The sequence below is a fragment of the Klebsiella sp. 10982 genome, from assembly GCF_048589245.1.
GTDB classification, from domain to species: Bacteria; Pseudomonadota; Gammaproteobacteria; order Enterobacterales; family Enterobacteriaceae; genus Klebsiella; species Klebsiella quasivariicola.
In genome coordinates this window covers 75,505-97,732 of record NZ_JBMAXV010000004.1, presented here as the reverse complement: position 1 = coordinate 97,732, position 22,228 = coordinate 75,505, and the positions used below count along the sequence as shown (strand labels likewise).

The 22,228-nt window shown below is 60.3% G+C and carries 17 protein-coding genes; all 17 read left to right on the top strand.

What is annotated here, in order from left to right; translation table 11 throughout:
* The first annotated feature begins 1 nt into the window (after window position 1).
* The 17 genes from tssK (at window position 2) to tssA (ending at window position 22,195) form a co-directional block, all read left to right on the top strand.
* Window positions 2–1,345: a type VI secretion system baseplate subunit TssK gene (tssK, locus tag ACKLKD_RS04855; protein WP_025713196.1), complete on the top strand. Its 1,344-nt coding sequence runs from the start codon at window positions 2–4 to the stop codon at window positions 1,343–1,345.
* Window positions 1,342–2,031 carry a type VI secretion system protein TssL, short form gene (gene tssL, locus ACKLKD_RS04850; protein ID WP_087805971.1) on the top strand — a complete coding sequence of 230 codons (690 nt, stop codon included), beginning with the start codon at window positions 1,342–1,344 and terminating at the stop codon, window positions 2,029–2,031. Before tssK ends, tssL begins: the two co-directional genes overlap by 4 nt.
* On the top strand, window positions 2,028–3,734 hold the full coding sequence (locus tag ACKLKD_RS04845) for an OmpA family protein (protein WP_087805969.1): 1,707 nt from the start codon (window positions 2,028–2,030) through the stop codon (window positions 3,732–3,734). The genes tssL and ACKLKD_RS04845 overlap by 4 nt, the downstream gene beginning before the upstream one ends.
* A gap of 4 nt (window positions 3,735–3,738) precedes the next feature.
* Complete coding sequence (hcp, locus tag ACKLKD_RS04840; protein WP_002902160.1) at window positions 3,739–4,230, top strand: type VI secretion system effector Hcp; 492 nt, start codon at window positions 3,739–3,741, stop codon at window positions 4,228–4,230.
* A 264-nt stretch (window positions 4,231–4,494) separates the two neighbouring features.
* Window positions 4,495–7,149 (top strand): type VI secretion system ATPase TssH, encoded by a 2,655-nt coding sequence (gene tssH / locus ACKLKD_RS04835; protein ID WP_080897182.1) that lies wholly within the window; start codon window positions 4,495–4,497, stop codon window positions 7,147–7,149.
* Between the two features lies 1 nt (window position 7,150).
* Window positions 7,151–9,520, top strand: coding sequence for a type VI secretion system Vgr family protein (locus ACKLKD_RS04830; protein ID WP_165931873.1), 2,370 nt, complete (start codon window positions 7,151–7,153; stop codon window positions 9,518–9,520).
* Window positions 9,521–10,300 (top strand): DUF4123 domain-containing protein, encoded by a 780-nt coding sequence (locus tag ACKLKD_RS04825; RefSeq protein ID WP_012541978.1) that lies wholly within the window; start codon window positions 9,521–9,523, stop codon window positions 10,298–10,300.
* 63 nt (window positions 10,301–10,363) lie between these two features.
* Window positions 10,364–10,891 (top strand): T6SS immunity phospholipase A1-binding lipoprotein Tli1-KP, encoded by a 528-nt coding sequence (tli1, locus tag ACKLKD_RS04820; protein ID WP_420061964.1) that lies wholly within the window; start codon window positions 10,364–10,366, stop codon window positions 10,889–10,891.
* 67 nt (window positions 10,892–10,958) lie between these two features.
* A complete protein-coding gene (gene tli1, locus ACKLKD_RS04815; RefSeq protein WP_012541976.1) occupies window positions 10,959–11,489 on the top strand; it encodes a T6SS immunity phospholipase A1-binding lipoprotein Tli1-KP in 531 nt (176 codons plus the stop codon).
* 67 nt (window positions 11,490–11,556) lie between these two features.
* Complete coding sequence (gene tli1 / locus ACKLKD_RS04810; RefSeq protein WP_025713201.1) at window positions 11,557–12,087, top strand: T6SS immunity phospholipase A1-binding lipoprotein Tli1-KP; 531 nt, start codon at window positions 11,557–11,559, stop codon at window positions 12,085–12,087.
* Window positions 12,088–12,155: 68 nt separating this feature from the next.
* Window positions 12,156–12,749 carry a DUF3304 domain-containing protein gene (locus ACKLKD_RS04805; RefSeq protein ID WP_025713202.1) on the top strand — a complete coding sequence of 198 codons (594 nt, stop codon included), beginning with the start codon at window positions 12,156–12,158 and terminating at the stop codon, window positions 12,747–12,749.
* Between the two features lie 68 nt (window positions 12,750–12,817).
* Window positions 12,818–13,339, top strand: coding sequence for a T6SS immunity phospholipase A1-binding lipoprotein Tli1-KP (gene tli1 / locus ACKLKD_RS04800; protein ID WP_012968404.1), 522 nt, complete (start codon window positions 12,818–12,820; stop codon window positions 13,337–13,339).
* On the top strand, window positions 13,327–15,780 hold the full coding sequence (locus ACKLKD_RS04795; protein ID WP_087805505.1) for a T6SS phospholipase effector Tle1-like catalytic domain-containing protein: 2,454 nt from the start codon (window positions 13,327–13,329) through the stop codon (window positions 15,778–15,780). Before tli1 (ACKLKD_RS04800) ends, ACKLKD_RS04795 begins: the two co-directional genes overlap by 13 nt.
* Window positions 15,781–15,800: 20 nt before the next feature.
* Window positions 15,801–16,058 (top strand): PAAR domain-containing protein, encoded by a 258-nt coding sequence (locus ACKLKD_RS04790; RefSeq protein WP_002902252.1) that lies wholly within the window; start codon window positions 15,801–15,803, stop codon window positions 16,056–16,058.
* Window positions 16,055–17,194, top strand: a complete 1,140-nt coding sequence (locus ACKLKD_RS04785) for a hypothetical protein (protein WP_012968402.1) — start codon at window positions 16,055–16,057, stop codon at window positions 17,192–17,194. Before ACKLKD_RS04790 ends, ACKLKD_RS04785 begins: the two co-directional genes overlap by 4 nt.
* The gene (locus ACKLKD_RS04780; RefSeq protein WP_080897176.1) at window positions 17,178–20,603 is read left to right on the top strand and encodes an ImcF-related family protein; all 3,426 of its coding nucleotides are present in this window, start codon (window positions 17,178–17,180) and stop codon (window positions 20,601–20,603) included. The genes ACKLKD_RS04785 and ACKLKD_RS04780 overlap by 17 nt, the downstream gene beginning before the upstream one ends.
* Complete coding sequence (tssA, locus tag ACKLKD_RS04775) at window positions 20,603–22,195, top strand: type VI secretion system protein TssA (protein WP_042929516.1); 1,593 nt, start codon at window positions 20,603–20,605, stop codon at window positions 22,193–22,195. Before ACKLKD_RS04780 ends, tssA begins: the two co-directional genes overlap by 1 nt.
* Window positions 22,196–22,228 lie beyond the last annotated feature (33 nt).

The window sequence follows — 22,228 nt, the reverse complement described above, 5'->3', positions numbered from 1 at the left end:
GATGATCAAGACGGAACGTCCGTTATGGGGCCGGGGCGTTATGGTGTCGCCCCAGCATTTTCAACAGCAGGCTGCGTATGCAGCCTGGACTGCGGAAGTGATTGCCCGGATGGGGCTGAATCATCCCTGGGGAGTGATGGAGGCGACCTTCGACCCAGAGATGCTGAAACTGGGCCGTCTGCAGGCTCACAGGCTGCAGGTCCGGTTCCAGGATGGCGCGATGATTGATACGGACAATGCCGATGCGCTGCCGTCCGCGCTGTCGCTGGACGGCGCGTCCGGCGAGGCGGTGATCGTGCTGGCCCTGCCGCTGATGCAGGCGAATGGCGGCAACTGCCTGAAGCCTGAGGAGGTGGCCGAAAGGCCGGTACGTTTCCGGCAGCGCTGGCACGATGTCCGCAACCAGTTCGGCGATGATACCCGGCAGATCGCTGTAATGCAGCCGGAGCTGTCCCTGCGCTTTTCTCATCAGGACAACAGCGATTACCTGACCTGTCCGCTTGTTCGCCTGCGGCAGGATTCGCAGGGCACCTGGTTTATCGACGAGACCTTTATCCCGCCGCTGTTGCAAATCCAGGGAAGCCGCTGGCTGACGACGCAGCTTGAACAGTTGCTCACCCAGCTCCGGGCTCGCCTGGCGCGCCTGATGGCCATGCGTCGCGAGAGCAATGAACGGATGGCTGATTTTGCCGTGGCCGATGTTTCACTGTTCTGGCTGCTGAATGCGCTGAACAGCGCTGAGCCGGTGCTGGGATACTTTCTGCGTTACCGGCAGAGCCCGCCGGAGCGCCTTTATCCGGAGCTGGCGCGCCTGGCCGGTAGCCTGCTGACCTTTTCGCTGACCCACCAGGCGAATGCCGTCCCGGTCTATCAGCATGACCAGCTGAACGCGGTCTTTCCGCCGCTGTTTGATTTACTGAGCGACCTGCTGGAGGCGAGCCTGCCGTCGCGGGTGGTGGCGATTGCGCTGGAACATGATAAACGGCTGCACTTCTGGCAGGCGCGTCTGCACGATGCCCGGCTGCGGGAAGGGGCTGATTACTATTTGTCAGTGCGTTCGTCGGTACCGGTTGCCCGGCTGCAGGAGCAGTTTCCGCGCCAGTGCAAAGTGGGCAGCCCGGACCATGTCAAAGCCATCGTCAACTCCTCCCGGGTGGGCGTGCCGCTGACGCCGCTGCGTCATGTGCCGGCCGCCATTCCGCTGCGTCTGGAAAATCAGTATTTCAGCCTCGATGTCACCCACCCTCTGGCGACGGAAATGCTGCAGAGCGGCACCTGTATGTTTTACGTCCCGGGCATGCTCGGCGAGCCTGAACTTGAACTCTTTGCGGTATTGAGAACATGAGTGAGCCTGAACGCAGCTCTGCTGCCTCGATTGATATTGATGCCCTTCTGCAGGACACCTGGCTGCAGGTTATCAGCCTGCGCCACGGCCCGCAGTTCCGCGATGAGGAAGGGTACACGCTATGGCAGCGCTGTATTGCTGATGTCGAACGCGTGCAACATGAGCTGAAAGCGAGCGGGCTTGATGAGCGCAGCTGTGAGCATATTCTTACCGCCCAGTGCGCGCTGCTCGATGAAGCAGTAAAGGGGCGCGGCGTGGAGGATGATGCCTGCCTGCAGTGGTATGACATTCCGCTGCAGGGACACTTCCTCGGCACCATGGATGCCGGCGACACCCTTTGTGAGCGGATGCGGGAAGTCCTGCGTGAACCGGCGCCCAACCTGGCCGTGGTGACCTGTTTTCAGCGGGTGATGCTGCTGGGGTTTCTTGGCAGCTTCCGCTCCCTCAACGATCCCGAGCGCCTGAAGCTGATCAACGCGCTCAGTGAGCATGTCCCACCTTTTCAGTGCCCGTCAACCGCTCCCGTACTGGTAGAAAGTCTAGCCGGTCTGGGGATAAGCGGCTGGCTGGCTTCATGGCCGGTACGTATTGGCCTGAGCGTGGTGGTGATACTCGCCCTGTGGTGGGGGCTTAACCACTGGCTCGATCACCTGCTGTTAACCCGGTTACCGGGGGAGGTGAAATGAGCCCGGCGCAACACCGCGGGCTGGCGCTGTGGGCCAGTCTGCTGAGTGCGCTGGTGTGCCTGCTATTTTTGCCGGTTCCCCGCTGGGGGGCGTGGCTCATTCTGCTGGTCACGCTGGCCCTGATCATCGGGTTCTGGCGCATCGCCAGTCGTCGTACCCGACGTAACGTCGCATCAACCCTGGCCCCTCTCCCGGAGGGCGCTTATCGCCAGCCGGTGGTCCTCGTCTGCGGCGATCTGCCGTGTGTCTGGCCGCAAGCGTCACCGGTGCGGGTCGTCAAACAGGGCTGCTGGATCCGCGTGGAAAAGACGGAGGATCTGCAGCAGATCGCGCGCCAGGTATTGAGCCAGCGGCCGGAATGGGGGCCTCAGCTGTCGGTGCTGCTCTGCGTCTGCCCGCAGCAGCACGCGCAAAGCGAGCGGCTTACCAGCCGTCTGCTGGCCCTGCGCTGGCAACTCAGCCAGCTGCGTCAGCAGACGGGGTATGCCGTACCGCTGGCGCTGCAGGGGCTGGTGGGCAGCGCGATGAGCCCCATCCTGCTCTGGCAGGCGGCGCTGCCGGGTGAAGCGGTGAAAGTCTGGCAGCCCTCCTGCGCCCCCTGTTCCATACCGGCCTGGGTAAGCGCCGGCGGGGCGGTCGCGCTGGAGCAGCAGGTGCTGATGAACAGCCTGATGGGCTGGTTTGAACAGCACGTCACTGGCGTGTTTACGGAAGAGAATACCGACCTGCCGCCCCTGACCCCGGCGGCTGTGCTGTGGGGCCTCGGACCCTCGCTGCCCGGAAGTCTGGCGTCGTCGGCCTGGACGGCGTGGTTATCCCGACATAGCGGCCTGTCGCGGGTAGCGGGTTGGCAGCCAGATGAGAGCGACACCGGGGACGCTTCAGCTTTGCCGGATTTTATCCTGCCGCAATTACCGGCGGGACGGGGGCTCACGCCACGGGGCAGGACCTGGCGCGCGGCGCTCGCTATTTTCACCCTCGCAGCTATCGCCGCGCTGCTCAGCAGTGGCTGGAACAATCGACAACTGCTGCAGCGCGTGGGCGTCGATATTGCCCGTTATGAGCGGATTGCGATGGATGATTATGAACCAAAAGCCAGCGCTGTCAGGGTGCTGCGTGAAGATGCCGCGCTGCTTGATAGCTGGGCGCGTAACGGCGTCCCGCTGCGCCTGAGTCTGGGCTTGTATCACGGGGAGCAGATTCGCCTGCCGTTGCTGGAGGCGATTCGCGGTTACGTGCCGCCTCCGCCGCCGCCCAGGCCGGTGCAGCGCGTCGCGCCGAACGTCATCCGCCTTGACAGCATGTCGCTATTCGATACCGGGAAATGGGTACTGAAGCCTGGTTCGACAAAGCGGCTGGTCAGCTCGCTGATGGACATTAAGGCCAGGCCCGGGTGGCTGATCGTGGTGGCGGGCCATACCGACAGCGTGGGTGAGGAAAAAGCCAACCAGCTATTGTCGCTGAAACGTGCGGAATCGGTCCGCGACTGGATGCGCGATACCGGCGACGTGCCGGACAGCTGCTTTGCCGTTCAGGGCTATGGCGAAAGCCGACCAATTGCAACAAACGATACGCCGGAAGGCCGTGCGCTGAACCGCCGTGTCGAAATCAGTCTGGTGCCGCAGGTAGACGCCTGCCGGTTACCGGACCAACCCTCTGCGTCATCCCAGGATGATGGCGCTTCACTACACAATGGAGAGTAATTCCATGGCAATTCCTGTTTATCTTTGGCTGAAAGACGACGGCGGCGCGGACATTAAAGGGTCTGTCGACGTTCAGGATCGTGAAGGCAGTATCGAAGTGGTGGCCCAGGAGCATAACCTGTACATCCCGACCGATAACAACACCGGCAAACTGACCGGCACGCGTATTCATACGCCGTTCCTGTTCACCAAGGAGATCGACTCCTCCAGCCCCTACCTGTACAAGGCAGTGACCACCGGCCAGACCCTGAAATCCGCTGAGTTCAAGTGGTACCGAATCAACGATGCCGGCCAGGAAGTGGAGTATTTCAATACCAAACTTGAGAACGTCAAGGTGGTGAAAGTGAATCCCCTGATGCACGACATCAAAAACCCCGCCTACGAGAAGCACAACCATCTGGAACAGATTGAGCTGCGCTACGAGAAGATCACCTGGACCTATAAAGACGGCAACATCATTCACTCCGATAGCTGGAACGAACGCGCCACCGCGTAATTGCCCGTCATATTTCGCGCCGCTGGCGCGCAGGCGACGTTCGCTCATCCCGGCCGCATCGTTATCTCTGCGGCCGGGGATTATTGCGGGCGATCGCCTGATGCGGGCAGCGTTTCTCTGCCCGCCGTTTTTTGCTGAGCGCCTGAGATACGGGGTCTCAGCAAAGAAAAACACAATCTGTCTGCCTGACCTTGTGCGCTTGGGGTTCCTGTTCAGGAACAGCGACGGGCGGTAGCGTGTCCGGAACCAATAAGAGAGGATCTCATGGAAAATCCAGCCAGCCTGTTACGCCGTCTTAATCCCTGCTGTGCCCGCGCAATGGAGGGGGCGGCCTCCCTGTGCCAGACCCGGGCGCATGCCGAGATCCTGCCCGAGCACTGGCTGCTTAAGCTGCTGGAACAGGGGGAAGGCGATCTGACGGTGCTGGCGCGGCGCTATGAATGGGATATGGATGCGCTGTGGCAGGATCTGCTGAACTGGCTGGATAAACAGCCGCGCTCGGTACGTCATCGTCCCCAGCTCTCTGACCATACCCTGAGGCTGATGCAGGAGGCCTGGCTGATTGCCTCGCTCAGCGGCGAAGCGCAGATCCGCAGTGTTCACCTGCTGATGGCGCTGGTTGAAAAACAGAATCTGATCCAGTGCGATGGGCTGTGGCCGCTGTTAACGCTGGGCCAGCGTCAGCTGGAACGCCTGCGCCCCTTGCTTGATGCCCAGTCCGACGAACGTCCGCCAGCGCAGCAGGAAGCGGCGCTGGCGCAGCCCCATGGCGGGGACGTGGAATTTGTGGGGCGTCCTGCGGGCAGCGAACTGAATGCGGATGGGCTCAATCCGGCGCTGCAGAACGCGCTGGACAAATTCACTCTCGACGTCACCGCCAAAGCCAGAGACGGCCAGATTGACCCGGTGTTCGGACGCGACACGGAAATCCGCCAGATGGTGGATATTCTCTCCCGTCGACGTAAAAACAACCCGATCCTCGTCGGTGAGCCGGGCGTGGGCAAGACCGCCCTGGTGGAAGGCCTGGCGCTGCGCATAGCCGAAGGCAACGTCCCCGACGCGCTGAAGCCAGTGTCGGTGCGCACCCTCGACCTCGGTCTGCTGCAGGCCGGCGCCGGGGTCAAAGGCGAGTTCGAGCAGCGGCTGAAAAATATCATTGAGGCGGTACAGCAGTCGCCTTCGCCGGTGCTGCTGTTTATCGACGAGGCGCACACGATCATCGGTGCGGGTAATCAGGCGGGCGGCGCGGATGCCGCCAACCTGCTGAAGCCGGCGCTGGCCCGGGGCGAACTGCGGACTATCGCCGCCACTACCTGGAGTGAATACAAGCAGTACTTCGAGCGCGACGCCGCGCTGGAGCGCCGCTTTCAGATGGTCAAGGTGGATGAGCCGGACGACGACACCGCCTGCCTGATGCTGCGCGGCCTGAAGTCCCGCTATGCCGACCACCACGGCGTGCATATCACGGATGATGCGGTGCGCGCCGCCGTGACGCTGTCACGACGCTATCTCACCGGTCGCCAGCTGCCGGACAAGGCAGTGGATTTACTCGACACCGCTTCCGCCCGCCTGCGTATGAGTTTGGATACCGTGCCTGAGCCGCTGACCCGCATGAAGGCGCAGCTCACCGCGCTGGCAATGGAGAAGCAGGCGCTGCTGGAAGATATTGCGCTGGGCAACAGCGCCCGCGGCGATCGGCTGGCGGCCATTGAGCAGGAGGAGATCCGCCTTATTCTGGCGCTGGATACCCTTGAAACTCAGTATGGTCAGGAGCTGCAGCTGACGGAAGCGCTGCTCGCCTGCCGCCGCGATATCTCCCGCCAGGCGGAAATTAGCGATCTACAAACCGCGCTTATCGCCGTCCAGCAGGGCAATCCGCTGCTCGGGCTGGACGTCGACGTCCGCACCGTGGCGACGGTGATTGCCGACTGGACCGGCGTGCCGCTCTCCTCGCTAATGAAAGATGAGCAGACGGAGCTGCTGAGTCTGGAAGAGAGTCTCGGCAAACGGGTGGTTGGCCAGGAGGCGGCCCTGAGCGCTATTGCCCGGCGCCTGCGCGCCGCGAAAACCGGCCTGACGCCGGAGAACGGTCCGCAAGGGGTGTTCCTGCTGGTCGGGCCGAGCGGCACCGGCAAAACGGAAACGGCGCTCGCCCTCGCCGATGCGCTGTTCGGCGGCGAGAAAGCGCTGATCACCATCAATCTCTCCGAGTACCAGGAGCCGCACACCGTCAGCCAGCTGAAGGGTTCTCCGCCCGGCTACGTCGGCTACGGCCAGGGCGGGATCCTGACCGAGGCGGTGCGCAAACGCCCCTACAGCGTGGTGCTGCTCGATGAGGTGGAAAAGGCCCATCGCGATGTGATGAACCTGTTCTACCAGGTCTTCGACCGGGGGGTAATGCGCGACGGCGAGGGGCGTGAAATCGACTTTCGCAACACCGTGATCCTGATGACCGCCAACCTCGGTAGCGACCTCCTGATGCAGCTGCTGGATGAACAGCCGCAGGCCAGCGAATCAGACCTGCACGAGCTGCTGCGCCCGGTGCTGCGCGGCCACTTCCAGCCGGCGCTGCTGGCCCGCTTCCAGACGGTGATTTACCGTCCGCTGCCGGCGGGAGCGCTGCGCGCCATTGTCGGCATGAAGCTCGGGCAGGTAAGTCAGCGTCTGGCTTGCCATTACGGAATCACCACCACCCTCAGCGAGAGCCTGTTCGACGCCCTGACCGAGGCCTGCCTGCTGCCGGATACTGGCGCCCGTAACGTCGACAGTCTGCTCAATCAGCAGATCCTGCCGGCACTGAGTCAGCAGCTATTGAGCCATATGGCGGCGGGGCAGAAACCGCGCCAGGTGACGCTGGGGTATCACGAAGAGGAAGGCGTCATGATGGCGTTTGACGAGGGGACAATATCCGATGAGTAGCGTGAAATCGTTGTTGTTCAGCCATAACCACCACCTGCTTTCGGTGAAGGGATGTGAAGCCGGGCTTGATGTGCTGGCCTTCGAGGGCGATGAAGCCCTGAGCCAGCCGTTCCGCTACCGTATTGAATTCACCAGCGCAGACCATGCCATCAGCAAAGAGATGATGCTGATGAAGGCAGCCTCCCTGACGCTGCAGGCGCCGGTGGCTCAGGGCTTCGGCATCAATGTTCAGCAACCCGTGCGGGTGATCCAGGGCGTGGTGACGGGGTTTGAACGGCTCAGTACCTCCAGGGATGAAACGCACTACGCGCTGACGCTTCAGCCACGCCTGGCGCTGCTTAACCGCTCGCACCAGAACGCCATTTACCAGGACCAGTCCGTTCCGCAGATTGTGGAAAAAATCCTCCGCGAGCGCCACGGCCTGCGCGGTCAGGATTTTCTGTTCTCGCTGACAAAAACGTATCCGCGCCGCGAGCAGGTGATGCAGTACGGCGAGGATGACCTGCACTTTATCACCCGGCTGCTGGGTGAGGTGGGGATCTGGTTTCGCTTTACCGCCGACACGCGGCTGCACATCGACGTCGTTGAGTTCTGCGACAGTCAGCAGGGCTATGAGAAGGGGCTGACGCTGCCTTCGGTCCCGCCGTCCGGGCAGCAGTCGGCCGGGGTGGACGCGGTGTGGGAGATGGCATGCCGCCACCGTGTCGTGGAGCAGCAGGTCAGTACCCGCGACTACAACTACCGCGAGGCGACGGCGGACATGAGCGCGCAGGTGGATGTCACCCGCGGGGAGACCACCACCTTCGGTGAGGCTTACCACTGGGGAGATAACTACCTGACGGCGGGGAATGCCCATGACCGGCATCCGGCGCCGGAGTCCGGGGCGTTTTACGCCCGCCTTCGCCATGAGCGTTATCTGAACGGCCAGACCCGGATGCAGGCCACCACCAGCTGCCCGACGCTCTGCCCGGGGCAGGTGCTGAAGGTCACCGGCGGAGAGGAGGTGGCCGGGGAGTTTGCTGATGGCGTGCTCGTCACGGCGATGCACAGTCACGCCCGGCGCGATGCGGACTTTGCGGTGGAGTTTGCCGGCATACCGGACAGCCCGGACGTCGGCTACCGGCCTGAGCCCGGCGCGCGTCCGGTGATGGCCGGGACGCTGCCGGCCCGCGTGACCAGCACCCGGGAAAACGACACCTACGGGCATATCGATAAACACGGGCGCTACCGGGTGAATATGCTGTTTGACCGGGCGCGCTGGGAAACCGGGTTCGAGAGCCTGTGGGTCCGTCAGTCGCGGCCGTATGCCGGAGACACTTACGGCCTGCACCTGCCGCTGCTGGCGGGGACGGAGGTGGCGATTGGCTTTGAGGACGGTAACCCCGACAGGCCGTATATCGCGGGCGTGCTGCACGACTCGGCGCACGGCGACCACGTCACCATCCGCAATGACAAACGTAACGTCCTGCGCACCCCGGCCAACAACAAAATCCGCCTCGACGATGAGCGCGGGAAAGAGCATATCAAGGTGTCGACGGAGTATGGCGGCAAGAGCCAGCTGAATCTGGGGCACCTGGTGGACAGCGACAGGCAGCCGCGCGGCGAAGGCTTTGAGCTGAGAACCGACAGCCGGGGCGCCATCCGGGCACAGAAAGGGATATTTATCAGCGCGGACGGACAGGAGCAGGCTAAGGGGCAGGTGCTGGCGATGGAGCCAGCGGTCAGTTTGCTAAAAGGTGCGGTGAATCAGGTCACGGAATGGGGAAGTATTACGCAAACCCATCACAATGTTATCCCAGACACCGGCCCATTAAGCGCACTGACCACAAGCACCAGCGATCTTAAACAGCCGACATTGCTGATGTCGGCCCCGCAGGGGATTGCCGCAGTCACACCGGAAACAACCCTCCTGCACAGCGGTAACGGGCTGTATCTGCAGAGCCTGGGGGAGGTCAACATCACCACGGCACAGCGCTGTTCACTGAATGCCAGCCAGGCTATTTCACTGCTGGCGCAACAGGAGGGGATGAGGCTGGTCTCTGCCAAAGGCCCGCTGGAAGTAGAGTCGCACGGCGATATTCTGTCGCTGACCGCGCTAAAAGATATCACCATCCAGTCAACCCAGGGGCATCTGCAGTTGACGGCTAAAAATGGCATCACCCTGGGGTGCGGCGGTGCATATATCCGTCTTACCCCGCAGGGAGAGGTACAGATCCACGGACCGGGGGTGATTAGCCTTAAGGGGCAGCATGATTTGCAGGGGCCGGCCAGCGAGGCGTTTCCCTTGCCTGAGCTACCGGCATCGGTGTGTAAAGAGTGCCTTAAAAAAGCCCAGGCGCTGGCGCAGGGCTTCGTGCCGCGGGAGGCATAGATGACCAGACAATGGATTGAAGAGGTCGCCGGAACCTGTCGGGCTTTCGAAACGGATTATCTGCATGTCATTATCGATCAGGCGGGGGTGGATTTTTCCGTTATTCCGGCGCTGAATTCGCTGTCAGTTGAGTGGCAGTCGCTTTTTCATGGACTTCCGGAAGCATTTATTGTCGATGATGCTCCGCTGGTGGCGCGCTTTACGCTTGATGATCATGAGCAAATGCGCTGGTTACAGGATATCAGCCAGCAACTTGCCATCCAGGCGCCGCTGCTCCTGTTCTGCACATACTGGCCCTTTTCGGCGCTGGCGAACTGGCTCACGCAGTGTATGGATATTCTGCAGGAAGGGCGCAGCGGAATTTTACGCTTTTACGATACCCGGGTATTTCCGCTGTTGTTTACACACATTCTCAGTGAAGAGCAGCAAGAGCCATTGATGCGTCCGGCCCTGTTCTGGGCGTGGCAGGATTTTGACGGCCAGGCGAAAGGCATCAAAGGCAGTGGTCTCCCGCCGGAACGCGATGAAAATGCGCCCAAAATAGAACTCAGCGATCGCCAGCTTGAGCATCTGATGTGTATCAGCGATGTCATCGTCATGTTGTCGCACTGTGCTCCGCCTGCGGGCATGTTTGACTCAAGACAGTCACTGTTTTCGGCCTGTTACCAGGGCATGGTGGAGGCGACACGCCAGGGTCTTCTTCTGGATGACGCTCGTGAAGACTGGGTAATGAAGAAGTGGTTTGCGGACGTAAAAACCAGTGAGAGACCTTCAGAATGAAAAGCCTGGTCTGGCTGAGTACACCCCTCTCTTCATTACCCTCAAACCGACAGGGAGAGTCCGATGAAATCTGCATTAATCAGCCCGCTGCTGGCGGGTCTGCTGCTGTTAACCGGCTGTGCACAGCCAGCCGCACAGGCCGGAGGCGGCGGTGGCACCATTGACGCCATCAACCACACAAAATGGGCAATTAACCACTTCAGTATCAATGGCCAGTCGGGCATCGACATTATAGGTCCGTTTCAGGGAGGCGGAGGCGGCTGCTGCTTCAGCGTGCCCGCCCGCTGGACGCCGGGTATGACGGTGCGCGTTGACTGGGAAAGTGGTGAGGCATCGACTGAAGGCTTTCCTGGATTTGCTGATTACGAAAAATACAGAGAGTGGAGAGATAATTTAAAACAAAACAACCGCCAGCACAGCAAAACTGTCCCGCTGCCCGACTATAACGGCCAGGATGTGTGCGGCATTACGGTGCACTTTTTAGCCTGCGATGACGTGAAGGTGACCACCAGCTGCTGGTCACCGAGAAATGCGAACTATCCGATAAAAGAGCCCGTCAGGATGAAGGAGCCCGCCGTATGTCCGAAGTAGCACGCCTTCGTTTCCCCGGGGTGACATCACCATCCCTTCATTACCCTCACCCGACAGGGAGAGTCCGATGAAATCTGCATTAATCAGCCCGCTGCTGGCGGGTCTGCTGCTGTTAACCGGCTGTGCACAGCCTGCCGCACAGGCCGGAGGCGGCGGTGGCGGAACAATAAAAGCCATCAACCACACAAAATGGGCGATCAACCACTTCAGTGTCAACGGCCAGTCGGGGATCGACATTATAGGCCCGTTTCAGGGCGGCGGAGGCGGCTGCTGCTTCAGCGTGCCCGCCCGCTGGACGCCGGGTATGACGGTGCGCGTTGACTGGGAAAGTGGTGAGGCATCGACTGAAGGTTTTCCTGGATTTGCTGATTCAAAAAAATACAGAGAGTGGAGAGATAATTTAAAACAAAACAACCGCCAGCACAGCAAAACTGTCCCGCTGCCCGACTATAACGGCCAGGATGTGTGCGGCATTACGGTGCACTTTTTAGCCTGCGATGACGTGAAGGTGACCACCAGCTGCTGGTCACCGAGAAATGCGAACTATCCGATAAAAGAGCCCGTCAGGATGAAGGAGCCCGCCGTATGTCCGAAGTAGCACGCCTTCGTTTCCCCGGGGTGACATCACCATCCCTTCATTACCCTCACCCGACAGGGAGAGTCCGATGAAATCTGCATTAATCAGCCCGCTGCTGGCGGGTCTGCTGCTGTTAACGGGCTGTGCACAGCCAGCCGCACAGGCCGGAGGCGGCGGTGGCGGCACAATAAAAGCCATCAACCACACAAAATGGGCAATTAACCACTTCAGTGTCAATGGCCAGTCGGGGATCGACATTATAGGCCCGTTTCAGGGGGGCGGAGGCGGCTGCTGCTTCAGCGTGCCCGCCCGCTGGACGCCGGGTATGACGGTGCGCGTTGACTGGGAAACCGGGGTGGGGTACTCCATGGACTTTCCGGGGTATCAGGATAGGGAAAAATACCTTGCCTGGAAAAAAGGAATTGATGCCCAAAAGAGGCAGCACAGCAAAACCGTCCCGCTGCCCGACTATAACGGCCAGGATGTGTGCGGCATTACGGTGCACTTTTTACCCTGCGATGACGTGAAGGTGACCACCAGCTGCTGGTCACCGAGAAATGCGAATTATCCGATAAAAGAGCCCGTCAGAATGAAGGAGCCCGCCGTCTGTCCGAAGTAGCCCGCCTTCGTTTATTCAGGATGGCATCACCTTCACTTAATCACCCTCAAACCGACAGGGAGAGTCCGATGAAATCTGCATTAATCAGCCCGCTGCTGGCGGGTCTGCTGCTGTTAACCGGCTGCGCACAGCCAGCCGCACAGGCCGGAGGCGGAGGCGGCGGCACCATTGACGCCATCAACCACACAAAATGGGCGATCAACCACTTCAGTATCAACGGCCAGTCGGGCATCGACATTATAGGTCCGTTCCAGGGTGGCGGTGGCGGCTGCTGCTTCAGCGTGCCCGCCCGCTGGACGCCGGGTATGACGGTGCGCGTTGACTGGGAAAGTGGAGTCGCATTTGCCAGAGACATTCCTGAAATTCCTGAACCTGCTTATCCGAATTATAAAGGGCAGGATAATAAAGTCTGGACCGAAGAAATAGCAGAATATAACCAACAAAAAAGAGTTTGGTATAAAAAAATCAAAGCACTAAAACGTCAGCACAGCAAAACCGTCCCGCTGCCCGACTATAACGGCCAGGATGTGTGCGGCATTACGGTGCACTTTTTACCCTGCGATGACGTGAAGGTGACCACCAGCTGTTACACCTACGGCAGTCCGTCGTACCCGATAAAAGAGCCTGTCAGGATGAAGGAGCTCGCCGTATGTCCGGAGTAGCTCGCCTCCGTTTCCCCGGGATGGCATCACCCTCACTTAATCACCCTCAAACCGACAGGGAGAGTCCGATGAAGTCTGCATTAATCAGCCCGCTGCTGGCGGGTCTGCTGCTGTTAACTGGCTGCGCACAGCCAGCCGCCCGGGCCGGCGGCGGCACCATTGACGCCATCAACCACACAAAATGGGCAATAAACCACTTCAGTGTCAACGGCCAGTCGGGGATCGACATTATAGGCCCGTTTCAGGGTGGCGGTGGCGGCTGCTGCTTCAGCGTGCCCGCCCGCTGGACGCCGGGTATGACGGTACGCATTGACTGGGAAAGTGGGGAAGCTTCAACTGATGATTTCCCGGGATATGAAAACTGGAATAAATATCTTGAATGGGAAAAGAAAATAAAAGCCAGTCATCGGCAGCACAGCAAAACTGTCCCGCTGCCCGACTATAACGGCCAGGATGTGTGCGGCATTACGGTGCACTTTTTACCCTGCGATGACGTGAAGGTGACCACCAGCTGTTACACCTACGGCAGTCTGTCGTACCCGATAAAAGAGCCCGTCAGGATGAAGGAGCCCGCCGTATGTCCGAAATAACCGAAACCCATGCCGCCTGGGTCCCGCCGCCGTTTCCGCCGCAGGGACGTCTGCCGTGCCGGGCGCTGCAGGTTGGGCAGAACTGCCATCAGCAGAACAGCGACGAGCGGCGCTATCACCAGGAACTGTGCCTGGCTGCCGGACGGCGCGTGGAGCCGCCGTGCTGCAAGACACTGCACATCAGCCTGTTTTTCGACGGTACCGGCAATAACTTAAATCATGACTTTTTTATCGCGAACCCGAAGCACCCGACCAATATCGCGCGTTTGTTTCGCGCCACCATTGGCGACGGCACCGCCGGCGGCGTCACTGATACCAAAAAGATGCCGCTGGATGGGGTAAAAGACAGTGGAGGAAAATACTTCAAGTTTTATATTCCCGGCGTGGGCACCCCGTTCCCGGAAGTGAATGACCCGGACTATTCCACCATGGGTCTGGTGGGGGCAGTTAAGGGTGAGGATCGGATTAACTGGGCGCTGCTGCGGATTATTGATGTGCTAATGCGCCTGAGTAAGGACAAGGAAAACAACAGCATAAAGCTGTCCGAAGGAGCCAGCCGTGAATCCCTCAAAAAAATGGGTACCAGCTGGAACCGGCTGTGGTTTGGCGGCAGCCATAACCGCTATGAAGAGTTCACTCGTTTGCTGAATGATTTGGCCTCTGATTTGAAGCCCCTGATTATTCAGCCTGAGCCGGGCAAGCCGAAACTGACAGGCATCAAGCTGTATGTCTATGGTTTTTCCCGCGGCGCGGCAGCGGCGCGCACCTTTGTGCGCTGGCTGAGCGAACTGCTGCCCCCGCCGGCGGCGGAGGGTGAAAAACCGCCGCAGTGCCTGCAGACAGGCGGGATGCAGCTGCCCGTCAGCGTGGAGTTTCTCGGGCTGCTGGATACGGTGGCCTCCGTCGGGGTGGCGCATGTGGTGCCGGTTGCCGACGGGCATATGTCCTGGGCAGACGGCACGATGGAGCTGCCGGATGATGAAACCTATGGCGGGCTGATAAAAAAATGTGTTCACCTGGTTTCCGGGCATGAGCAGCGTCTCTGCTTTCCGCTGGACTCGGTGCGGCGGGCAAACGGCAAATACCCGCCCTGTGCCACTGAGGTGGTTTACCCGGGGATGCACTCGGATATCGGTGGAGGATATCCGCCGGGGGATCAGGGGAAGGCGAATGCTAAACATGATGGCTATCTGTTGTCACAAATAGTGTTGCATGACCTGTATTCAAGCGCTTTTTCTGCTGGCGCGCCACTGAAAGTCAATAAATTTAGTTTACCGGAGAGTTTAAGAAAGGATAGTTGGCGCGCTCTTGATGCTGAGCAAATTAGAGATTTTGTCGCTGCACCGGAATTAATATCACGCTTCAACGCCTGGCGTGAACTCACCCTGGGCCAAACCACGCCGAAAACGTTCGATCCCGAAGCAGCCTCTCACTACGAACCACCTGCCGCCGGCGGCAGTCTGGAAACCGTCATTGCTGAGCAAATGGCCTGGATCACCGCCTGGCGCATCGACCGCTATGCCAGAGGCTCGATGCTGAAAACGCCCTTCTATCAGCGCGCCAAGAATACCGACGCGCTGCCTGCCGCGCGTAAGGCGGCAGAAGAGATTCGTGATAAAGCACAGGAGAAGGTGCTCAGGGCTCGCCAGGACCAGATAGCAAACCAGCCTCCTGACAGGATGGATGAACTGGTTCTGCAGCCGGGCGTGAAGGATTTTGACCCAAAGATGGATCAAACCCAGCTGTTCGACGCGGCGAAGGAGTTCGGAAAGGATTACCACGACGGTTACCGTATTCCGGATAACCTGGCGCAGCTGGTGCTGGATACCGTGCTGCAGCCAGTGATTTTCGTCCTCAATACCGATGATGAAGCGCAGGAATACCGGCGCATGAAGCGTGACGGAGAGGCCCGGGTGGCCGTCCTCTTTCCCGATGCCGGCGAGGCCAGCAACGCGGAGCAGCCTGCCGGGCTGGTGAGGGCGCTGTTTGATGACCAGGTGCATGACTCACGCGCCTGGTTTATGTATGCCGCGCTCGGCACGCGCGAGATGTGGACCGGTTACTTCCGCTACCGGATGATTTACTTCAGCGAGCGCTGCAGTAAACCGCTCTCGCCGCTGGTGCTCGCCGGAGACCTGGTGGGTTTTGCGACCGTGACCGCGGGTGTCGTGCTCAGTTTCCGGCAAAAGCGCCTGACCGGCAAGCTGGCCGGGCTGGCCGCGACAGGCGCCGTGCGCTCGCTGGAGGTGGCGGTGCTGGACAAGATAACCGGGGAAGCGCTGCCGGAGCTGCCCGGAGGGGAGCAGCTGCGGGCATTTACCCACGAGCCGGGAACCGTTGTCGCACAGCAAAAGGCGCGGAAAGCGGAACAGCAGCTGGCGCGGGGGCAAGCCGCGCTGCCGGCCAGCTGGCTGGAGGACGTTCTGACGACAACGGTCTGAACGCGGATAAGGAGGATCCGATGAATAAAGTCATTCGCAAAGGCGATACCCTGCGGGAGTATGGGGGCAGGGTGCTGATGGGGCATTATCAGTGTTTTGGTCTGGGATTCGCCTGCAAGGGCGACCCGGTCAAGTGTAACAAACACGGTATGACGACCATTGCTGAAGGCAGCGCACGAACCACGATTGATGGCCAGCCGGTTGCGCTGCACGGTCATCGCTGCGCCTGCGGCTGCACGCTGGTCAGCTCTAACCCAGACTGCGGGGTTGATCAGTGAGGCCGGTACCGGAGTATCCCCCGTACGGAGACGCGCGACCGCCTGGTACGGCCAGGTGGCTATCGGCTTCGGCCCTGCTGGTCCTGCTTAGCGGCGGGGTCAGCGCTTTACTTCCCTCGGCAGAAGGAAAAAGCGCCCTGGCCGCCACCGGGATCCTGTTGGCTCTGGTGCTGGCGGGTACCGGCTGGTTGATCCGGCTGCTGTACTACCGCATGAGCGTGCATAACGCCAGGTTCTATGACCAACTGGTAGCATACGAACAACAGCAATGGTGGGCGGAGCATCGGCAGCCGATCGGGTTACAGGAAGGTCTGTTGCTGGGGCCCATGGGCAAAACGACCACTGACTGGCTGCGGGTGCTAAGCCGTCACCAGCGTCCGCCAGAGGAAGAGAACGAGGGCGGCGGCAGGGCGCTGCGAGCGCCATACCTTTCAGTTTCTGAGGCTATCGCCCGCGAAAAACGGCTGGCGGAACTACTGGTGATGGAATGGCAACGACAGCGCAGTGAAAGAACGCTTACGCCGCCGCTGCGTTGCTACTGGCAGGGAACGGAGCTCGCCTGGCAGGCGTTTCGTGCACAGATGACCCTCACTGTTGCGCAGATGACACTACCCTCACGCCCGTATGCCTGGCGTGGGGAGGCCAGCCTCGCGGAGATAGCACACACTCTGGCGGAAGCTGACCCCGATGACACTGTGCTTATCGCCGGATGTCAGGTGGTTGTCGCCCGGACGGGGGCGGTGCAACCCGCCGGAGAGTCTGCGGTACTGTGGCTCGCCGGACGGGACGGTCCGGTGCACCTGACCAGGGGGGAAACCTATTGCGCAGAAAAAGGGGAGGCCCTGACTGCTGTAGCCGCTCGTGTGCTGGAGCAGAACGAACTGAGCGGCCCCCCGGAAGCCTGTGCGCTGTTTTTTCAGCCGGGACTGGAAGCGCTGGCGCACAGCGGTTGGGATATTAACCTGTATCGCCAGGATGCCTGTTGGGGAGACATCGGCGAGATGGAAGGCTTGACCGTTCTGTCGCTGGCGGCGATCTACGCCGCACACTACCAACAACCGTGTGGCTGGCTAGCCCGCGATCCCTTGAATACCCTCGCAATTGGAATTGTAAAACCTGATGGACAACGTCAATAAACCTGCCGCTATCTCTGTGGCGGCTACGGTTATCGTCTGTATTGCTGCGGTCACGCTTCTGGTGCTCCTGGGCGGGCTGGCATGGTGGCTGTGGGCGGCTGACCGTGCCACGCAGTGGGAAACGCTGCGCCCGCTTATCGCCACGGGCTTTATTATCTGGGGTATGGCGCTCAGCCTGCTGGTACTGGGGTTTATGGCCTTTCGACTGCTGATAAAAGATAAGATTAAGCCTTCAGCCGCGCCTGTGCGGCAACCCGCCAGGCCTCCAGGGCGCGAAGCCTTTTATGCCCCGCTGAAAAAGCACCTTCACGCACGTTATCGCCTGCACTGGCGGCGCAAAGTCCGCCTGCTGCTGGTCACCGGCGACGAGGCGGCAATCGAACAACTGGTGCCTGGTCTGCGTCAGCAGCGCTGGCTTGAGGGCCAGCGTACCGTTCTGATTTACGGCGGCAGTCTGCTCTCCGAACCCGATCGCCAGCAATACGCCGCGCTGCGCAAGCTGCGTCGTGGTCGTCCTCTGGACGGAATTGTGCGGGTGATGCCGTCGTCTCTCACCCTGACGCCGCAGATAAGTGAGAGCGACCTGCGTGGGCTGGAAAAAATCAGCGAACTGCTGGGCTATGCCGCCCCGGTCTGGCTGTGGAAACTGTGCGACAGTGAGTGGCCGCAGGCTGACCGCGCGGTGCAGGCGGTAGGGGTTAGCTTCCCGTTACGCGCCGCCGAGGACGATGTCGCCCGTCAGCTTGTGCAGATGCTGCCCACGCTGCGTGAGCAGGGGATGCACCAGATCGCAGCAGATACCCGCCACGACTTCCTGCTGCGTCTGGGGCAGCGGCTTATCGACGGGGGGATCGCGCAATGGCGCCGGCAGCTGGCGCCGTGGCTGACCGCCTCGCGGCAGCGGTTTGCGCTGCGAGGCCTGATGTTTAGCCTGCCAGAACCTCGCGCCGTGGATCCGTATCAGGAAGCTGATGCCCTGCCTGCGGGCCAGCCTCATCTCCTGACGCTGCCCGCCACCTGGCAGGGGATCGTTGATGACTGCCGCCGTTTACGCGGGCATCACGTGGGAATGGCGTGGGAACGGGGACTGGCGTGTGGTCTGATGGCCATCCTCGGCCTGTGGGCGGCGGGACTGCTGCTCTCCTTCGCTCTCAATTACAACCAGATTGCTTCGGTAGCGGGAAAAGCCCGCGACCTGGTAGCGCACCCCTCTGTTTCTGACTATCAACTGACGGCTCTGCATGCCCTGCGCAACGAAGCCGGCCGTCTCGTGCACGATGGGCAGAAGGGCGCTCCCTGGTACCGGCGCTTTGGTCTGGACCATCATCAGCAGCTATTGGACGCCGTCCTGCCCTGGTACGGCGTGGCAAATCATCGCCTGATACGTGACCCGGCCAATGCCGCGTTGCAGCAGGCGCTCAGCGTGCTGGTGAACTCCGCCCCCAACAGCGACCAGCGAGCCCAGCTGGCGAAACCGGGCTATGACCAGTTGAAAGCCTGGCTGATGATGGCTCGTCCGGATAAAGCCGATGGCGCATTTTTCGCGCAGACCATGAAAACGGTCCAGCCGACGCGAATGGGGATCTCGACCGGTCTGTGGCAAAGTCTGGCGCCGGATTTGTGGGCCTTTTACCTCTCCCTGCTGCCCGAGCGGCCAGAGTGGAAGATAACTCCGGATGCGCAACTGGTCAGTCAGAGCCGTCAGGTTCTGTTGCAGCAGCTAGGTCGCCGCAATGCCGAAAGCACCTTATATGAGAACATGCTTAAATCCGTGCGTCGTAATTTTGCCGATGTGTCGCTGGAAGACATGACCAGTGGCACCGATGCGCGCCGGCTGTTTACCTCCGATGAAGTGGTCCAGGGGATGTTTACCCGCCAGGCATGGGAAGGCGGCATTCAGCAAGCCATTGATAAGGCAGCCAGCTCGCGCCGGGAGGAAATCGACTGGGTGCTGAGCGATTCGCGCAAAACGGTGTCGACAGACCTGTCGCCGCAGGCGCTGAAAGCGCGTCTGACCCGACGCTACTTCACCGATTTCGCCGGCAGCTGGCTGAATTTTCTCAACAGTCTGCGACTCAACCCGGCGACCAATATCGCCGATGTTACCGACCAGCTCACGTTGATAAGCGATGTCCGCCAGTCGCCGCTGATTGCCCTGATGAATACCCTTGCCTGGCAGGGGCAGGCGGGGCAACAAAGGGAGGGGCTGTCGGACAGCCTTATTAAATCGGCCAAAGATCTGGTGGGCGGGAAAGACAAGTCGGTCATCGACCAGTCGGCCGCCGGCCCGCAGGGGCCTCTGGATGACACCTTCGGCCCACTGCTCCAGTTGATGGGGAAAAACACCGGCAGCAACGTCATGTCGGCCGATAGCACCCTGAGCCTGCAAACCTATCTAACCCGTATCACCCGCGTGCGCCTGCGCCTGCAGCAGGTTGCGAATGCCTCCGATCCGCAAGAGATGATGCAGATTCTGGCGCAGACCGTCTTCCAGGGGAAAAGCGTCGACCTGACCGACACGCAACAGTACGGTAGCCTGATTTCGGCAAGCCTTGGCGAAGAGTGGAGTGGCTTCGGCAACACTCTGTTTGTGCAACCGCTGACCCAGGCATGGGAAACCGTGCTTCTGCCGTCGGCGGTCAGTCTGAATGATAAATGGCGCCGCTCGGTGGTGGCCAACTGGCACACCGCCTTTGACGGACGCTTTCCGTTTGCCGCCAGCAAAAGCGACGCCTCGCTGCCGATGCTGGCTGAGTTTGTGCGCAAGGACAGCGGGCGAATCGAACGTTTTCTCACGACGGAGCTGAACGGTGTCCTGCATAAAGAAGGCAGTCAGTGGGTGCCGGATAAGGTCAACAGTCACGGCCTGGTCTTTAATCCGGCCTTCCTGCGCGCCATCAACCAGCTAAGCCAGCTGTCCGACATTCTTTTTACCGACGGCAGCCAGGGGATCAGCTTTGAGTTACAGGCCAGGCCTGCCCCGGAGGTTGTGGAGACACAGCTGACGATAGACGGCCAAAAATTGCGCTATTTCAACCAGATGGCCGACTGGCAGACTTTTCGCTGGCCGGGAGAGACGTATAAACCCGGCACTCTGCTGACCTGGACCACCGTCAATGCGGGCACGCGCCTGTTTGGTGACTACAGCGGTACCTGGGGTTTTATTCGCTGGCTGGAGCAGGGTAAGCGCCAGCAGCTCGAACGCAGCCAGTGGATGATGAGCTTCACTGCCCCGGATGGTCGTACCCTGCAGTGGGTATTGCGCTCTCAGCTTGGGAGCGGCCCACTGGTGCTTCTGGCGCTGCGCGGATTGACCCTGCCGGATCAGATTTTTAGTGTCGATGCGGCTGAGAGCGCACAGGCTCTGACGACAGCTTCAGGAGATAATGACATGGATGGGATAGAATAATGAGCATTTTACAAAATTTGGTTGCCGCCAGTCAGTTGGATGAAAGCGTACTGCGCCAGCAGGCCCGGTCACGCCAGGAGAACTGGCAGTCATGGCTTGCGCCAATCAGTGATAGCCAGCCCACCGGGAGCGATCCGGGCTATGACGATGATTTTCAGCGTATCCGCGAGGAGGTCAATAAGATCTCCGGTGTCGATACCGAACTCATTTGCCAGCTGGCAGAAAAACTGCTGACTCAGACCTGCAAGGATCTGCGCGTCATCACCTTTTACGTGTGGGCGCGTCTGCAGCGCGATGGCGAAACCGGTCTGGCGGAGGGCGTTACGCTGCTGGCGGCAATGCTTGAGCGGTTTGGGGCTATGCTCCATCCCCAGCGTGAACGTAGCTGCAAATCGGCGCTGGAATGGCTAGGCAGTCGCCGGATGTTGGACAGTCTGTCTCTTTATCCGGAAGTCGACATGACCACTATGCAGGTCATTATCGGGGCGTTATTGCTGACGGAAGCCTCTTTTGCCGGATTGGCTGAAGCATCTCGCCCCGATCTTTCCGGGCTATATCAGATACTGGAGAACCGCCTGGTGCAAAGCGGCGGAGCCCACAGTCTGGTGCCGCAGACCAGCCGCGAAGAACACGATCTGCTGCCCCAACATACGGACGCCGCACCGGTAATGCATACCGTCACGTCAGGTCGTGATTTGCTCGATCAGGCTAAGGTGCTGGCGAAATACCTGCGTGAGTGTCCCGGCGGATGGCTGGCAGGTCATCATCTGATGAAGAGTGTGCGTTGGGATACGTTAACGGAGTTACCGCCGCTGGATGCCTCGGGTCGGACCCGGCTATTGCCTCCAAAGCCTGAGAGTAAAGCCCATCTTAAGCGGTTGTATTTACAGAAAAGCTGGTCAGAACTGCTGGAGCATACGGACACGCTGTTGGCGCAAGGCGTCAACCATCTGTGGCTGGATGTGCAGTGGTATGCCTGGCAGGCGCTGCTGAAACTGGATGCTGACAGTGTACGTGCCGATATCCTGTGCCGGGATATGAAAGGGCTACTGGCTCGTCTGCCGGGGCTGGAAACCCTGGCATTTAACGATGGTACGCCATTCGCCGATGAAGTAACGCTCAACTGGCTTAACGAGCGTGTTCTGGATGAGATGGCCGGATGGCAAGATGAGCCGGTAATGGCGGCGACCAGCGCTGATGAGGTGCTGTCGCTGGAGCCAGAAGTGCTCACCCGCGCGGACGATGAAGGTATTGAGTCGGCGCTGAACTGGTTACAGGCGCAGCCGGGCTATACCACCAGCCGCAATCGGTGGCTGATGCGCTTATTGATGGCGCGGGTCAGCGAGCAGTACGGAAAAAATGAAATGGCGCTGCATCTGCTGGCGGAACTCGACAGCCGCGCCCGGGAAATGACGCTCGAACAATGGAAGCCGGAGCTTATCTTTGAGGTCAAAGCCCGCCGACTCCGGCTGCTCAGAGGCAAGGCCGGGCGCAGTGAGGCAGAAAAAAATCGCTTGCTGCCAGAATTGGAGTCATTGCTTGCCGGGCTCATCGCTCTGGATCCCGCTCGCGCCGCGGTGCTGTGCGCATAATTCACACTTCATTCACATTGCACTCCCTGCACC